The 3,866-nt window shown below is 36.6% G+C and carries 5 protein-coding genes and 1 tRNA gene; 3 read left to right on the forward strand and 3 right to left on the reverse strand.

What is annotated here, in order from left to right; all coding sequences use genetic code 11:
• Positions 1-264: 264 nt before the first annotated feature.
• The 3 genes from OZD63_RS00375 to mnmE form a co-directional block, all read right to left on the reverse strand.
• The gene (locus OZD63_RS00375; protein WP_274979943.1) at positions 265-1,281 is read right to left on the reverse strand and encodes an NAD(P)/FAD-dependent oxidoreductase; all 1,017 of its coding nucleotides are present in this window, start codon (positions 1,279-1,281) and stop codon (positions 265-267) included.
• Between the two features lie 168 nt (positions 1,282-1,449).
• Positions 1,450-1,537: transfer RNA gene (locus OZD63_RS00380), tRNA-Ser, on the reverse strand.
• A gap of 47 nt (positions 1,538-1,584) precedes the next feature.
• Positions 1,585-2,913: a tRNA uridine-5-carboxymethylaminomethyl(34) synthesis GTPase MnmE gene (gene mnmE, locus OZD63_RS00385; protein WP_274979942.1), complete on the reverse strand. Its 1,329-nt coding sequence runs from the start codon at positions 2,911-2,913 to the stop codon at positions 1,585-1,587.
• A gap of 131 nt (positions 2,914-3,044) precedes the next feature.
• Here mnmE and nuoI point away from each other — a divergent pair, with 131 nt between their 5' ends.
• From nuoI to OZD63_RS00400, 3 genes are read left to right on the forward strand one after another with little or no spacing between them, the layout of a single operon-like run.
• Positions 3,045-3,527: an NADH-quinone oxidoreductase subunit NuoI gene (nuoI, locus tag OZD63_RS00390; RefSeq protein ID WP_038199316.1), complete on the forward strand. Its 483-nt coding sequence runs from the start codon at positions 3,045-3,047 to the stop codon at positions 3,525-3,527.
• The gene (locus tag OZD63_RS00395; protein ID WP_275007797.1) at positions 3,527-3,649 is read left to right on the forward strand and encodes a hypothetical protein; all 123 of its coding nucleotides are present in this window, start codon (positions 3,527-3,529) and stop codon (positions 3,647-3,649) included. The genes nuoI and OZD63_RS00395 overlap by 1 nt, the downstream gene beginning before the upstream one ends.
• On the forward strand, positions 3,643-3,834 hold the full coding sequence (locus tag OZD63_RS00400) for a hypothetical protein (RefSeq protein ID WP_275007799.1): 192 nt from the start codon (positions 3,643-3,645) through the stop codon (positions 3,832-3,834). Before OZD63_RS00395 ends, OZD63_RS00400 begins: the two co-directional genes overlap by 7 nt.
• Positions 3,835-3,866: the final 32 nt, after the last annotated feature.

Here is a 3,866-nt window from a genome sequence, read left to right on the forward strand (position 1 = left end):
ATCCCCGAGTTAGCTAGTCTTTTACTATCTCTGTCGAGTATTGGCATTTTTTGATGTCTTGTAACGCTTTGTAAGCGCGTTCAGCTTATTTAGATAAAAATCTAGATGTAGATGAAGTTTTGTAAAGACATACAGCATCTATATAATGCAAAAAATTGAACATAAGACGCCGATACATTAAGTAATCCTTACCTTTTAATCTGCAGATTGGCGAAAGCAAATACAATAGCTCCGGCTTCATGGTAAGGGGGCTGGCGAGGTTTGTCAAGGAAGTTTTTCTTTCCCGTGAATTCCCTTTGAAGTTGAATATTGAAAATTGACTGGAGAGTTGTGGATTACTTTGTATATGTCATAACAAGCCATGGCGCTCTCAGCAAAACCATTTAGTATTAATTTTAGTTTGCCTGAATAAATAGCTATATCTCCGATTGCATATATCCTATCTCTACTGGTTTTAAGTGTAGCTGGGTCGACAACTATGCGGCTATGTTCTAACTGTATACCCCAATTGTTTATTGGACCAAGATTCATTGACAATCCAAAAAATGGCAGCAAAAAATCAGCGGATATTTCTTTTTCTTCCTTAGAGGCAATGTTTTTTACTATCACTGTGCTCAATTGCCCATTACCTCCTGCTAGTTCGTGTAATTGATATGGCACTACCAGTTCTATTTTTCCATCAATTTCAAGTGATTCTAATTTATTTCTAGTTTCAGGAGTGCAGCGAAATTCCCTTCTCCTATGTATCACATAAATTTTCTTTGCAACTTTAGAAAGTTCTACAGTCCAATCAGCCGCAGAATCACCCCCCCCTGCAATGACTATAGTTTTATCCTGAAAATCAGAAATTTTATTTACACTGTAAAATACAGATTTATTTTCATATTCTAATATACCACTTAAGGGTGGACGGTTAGGTTCAAACATTCCATTACCTGCAGCAACAATAACAGCCTTACATTTTACCTCTGTACCTATGCTCGTTATGATAGTAAAGTTTTCACCTTCGTTATTTGAAATCTTTTCTACTTTTTGACTTAAATGGTAAATAGGCTTAAATGGCGAAGCTTGCTCCATTAGCTGCTCAATTAATTTTTGGGCAGTAATTACAGGATAACCAGGTATATCGTATATTGGCTTTTCTGGGTAAAGAGCTGTGCATTGTCCTCCTGCTTGATCCAAAACATCTATTATATGACATCTCATATCAAGCATTCCCGCTTGAAAAGCAGTGAATATTCCAACAGGTCCTGCACCTATTATTACTATATCGGTTTTCATATTCAGATGATGATCTATTTATAGATATTAGCTTTCTTTGCTAACAAGGTCAATTTACAAAGGGATGTATTTTTAAAAGATGTGGCTAGATTAGACAAGATTTCCAGCGTTATGAACCACATAGTCCAAATAAGCTCTAAAAATCAGCTAGCATAGCGAGATGCTGTGCGGACGGAATGGGATTCGAACCCATGGTACGCTCATCACGTACGTCAGTTTTCAAGACTGGTGCCTTAAACCGCTCGGCCATCCGTCCATTTCTTTTCTATCACAACATTTGATTTTAAGCAATCTATAAAAGCTTTACTTGCCCACGCAAAAGTTGCTAAACACACTACTCAATATTTCCTCAACATCAATAATTCCAATCACCGCACCAAGTTCAAATGCAGCAAGCCTCAAATCTTCAGATATCAACTCAATTGGATTATCGATATTAAAACGTTGTAAATGTTCCAGTGCTTTCTTCATGTGATTCCTATGTCTTTGCCGAGTAATCACAGGAGTGTCTCTATCATGCCCAAATTTTTCCTCTGCCCTCTCTTTTATGAGAGAGATCAACTTGTTTGTACCTATTTCCTTTAGAATAGAAATGGGTAAAAGATCTATGCCATTAATTTTTATATTGTGATTATTGATAACATCGTCAGCTTTGCTCAATACATAAATAGTATCGCTATTTACAACGTTGCAATTGATATTATGACGCTGTTCAAAAGGAAATAGTTCTATTCTTAAATCAGCTTCAAAAGACCTTTTTTTCGCTCGACTTACACCTTCTAATTCTATTGGATCTGAACTCTCACGAATTCCAGCAGTATCAGAGAGAATGATTGGGTATCCGCCAATGTCAATATGAGCTTCAAGTATATCTCTTGTTGTGCCTGCATATTCAGAAACAATAGCAATATCACGCTTGGCTAAGAAATTAAACAGAGTTGATTTACCGACATTTGGTTCACCAGTTATTACAATATGTAAACCCTCACGCAACCTTTCGCCCCGTCTATTATCATTTAAATGCTCTTGTATCAACTGCACGAGAGATTGCACTTCATTATTAATTTTTTCCAATTCACTTTTTTCTGCCCAAATTTCCTCTGGAAAGTCTATATATGCTTCGATTTTGGATTGTATCGTTATTAATCTTTGCCTCCAATTGCTGTATAGTCTCTCCAATTCTCCAGATATCTGCTTAATCGCTTGTTTAGCTTGCATTTTCGTCTCAGCATCAATTAAGTCTGCAATCCCTTCTATTTGCGTTAAGTCAAATTTACCATTTAGAAAAGCCCTAAGTGAGAATTCTCCAGGCCTGGCCATAACGAAAATTTTTGATAATTCCTCCAAGATGATTTTTATGACGGCCTTGCTTCCATGCACTTGTAGCTCTATAACATCCTCGCCAGTGAAACTGTTTGGAGCAGGGAAATAGATGATTATTCCATTATCTATCAATTGACTGGAATCATCATATAGATCAACTAAAGTAGCAAATCTTGGTTTAATTTCTTTCTTAATATGAAAATGATTTAAAGCTTTAAGCGCGTAGTTGCCTGAAATTCTGATTACTGCAACTCCTGACTTACCAAATACGGTCGATAAAGCGAAAATAGTTTCATTTGTGTTTGTCATTATTTATATAAACTACTTAGCAATATTACACTTAAGAAACCAAAATACCTAAAAAGTCACCCAGGTGAAAATATTTATTTTGAAAACTGATAATATGATTTATAATGACTGACACAAGTTTTAAATATTTTATGCTCAAGAAATTAGCTTGGTACTGGTCTTTTGTAGAGTTAATTAAAGGGTTTGTTATTACATTAAAATATATGTTTAAGCCAAAGGTTACTTTGAGGTATCCTATGGAGAAGGGCCCTTTAAGTCCAAGGTTTCGTGGTGAGCATGCGTTGCGTAGGTATCCAAACGGTGAAGAACGATGCATAGCTTGTAAATTATGTGAAGTTATCTGCCCTGCTCAAGCAATAGTTATTGAAGCAGAGGAAAGAGAAGACGGTAGTCGCCGCACCACGCGCTATGATATTGATATGACAAAATGCATATACTGCGGACTTTGCCAAGAGGCATGTCCAGTTGATGCAATTGTTGAAGGTCCTAACTTTGAATTTGCTACTGAAACAAGAGAGGAGCTAATGTACAATAAAGAAAAGTTATTGCGTAATGGTGAAGTTTGGGAAGACGCAATTGCACTCAGGTTAAAGAAGAATAGGCCTTATTATTAATGTTCAGAGCTTATAACCCTGTTATCCATTATGATTTAGGGGCAGTGCCCACTAGGGGTGGTGTCATCCCAGTAGCTGATACACAACTGTACGAACATTTGTTTGCGAGGGTAGTATGTTAAATGTTATAGCCTGTTTTGCCTCAAACACAAAGGTGTCATCCCAGTGCTTGACACTGGGGTCCAGGTATAAAAATATTTGCAAATTGTGCAATGGACAACAGATTTTAGGAGCATACGTTAAACTAATTTCCATTATAAAAATAAGACGGATCCCAGTGGGCTTTGTTGCATCGCTCTTCGGATAGTAGGTAACGTACAATAAATTCATGAAGCTATC

It is taken from the genome of Wolbachia endosymbiont of Drosophila leontia (assembly GCF_028981785.1).
GTDB classification, from domain to species: domain Bacteria; phylum Pseudomonadota; class Alphaproteobacteria; order Rickettsiales; family Anaplasmataceae; genus Wolbachia; species Wolbachia pipientis.

What these genes read in the sequence shown, in the direction of transcription:
- mnmE (WP_274979942.1), bottom strand. Translation starts at nt 2,913, where the DNA reads ATGACAAACACAAATGAAACTATTTTCGCTTTATCGACCGTATTTGGT.
- OZD63_RS00400 (WP_275007799.1), top strand. Translation starts at nt 3,643, where the DNA reads ATGTTAAATGTTATAGCCTGTTTTGCCTCAAACACAAAGGTGTCATCC.
- OZD63_RS00395 (WP_275007797.1), top strand. Translation starts at nt 3,527, where the DNA reads ATGTTCAGAGCTTATAACCCTGTTATCCATTATGATTTAGGGGCAGTG.
- nuoI (WP_038199316.1), top strand. Translation starts at nt 3,045, where the DNA reads ATGCTCAAGAAATTAGCTTGGTACTGGTCTTTTGTAGAGTTAATTAAA.
- OZD63_RS00375 (WP_274979943.1), bottom strand. Translation starts at nt 1,281, where the DNA reads ATGAAAACCGATATAGTAATAATAGGTGCAGGACCTGTTGGAATATTC.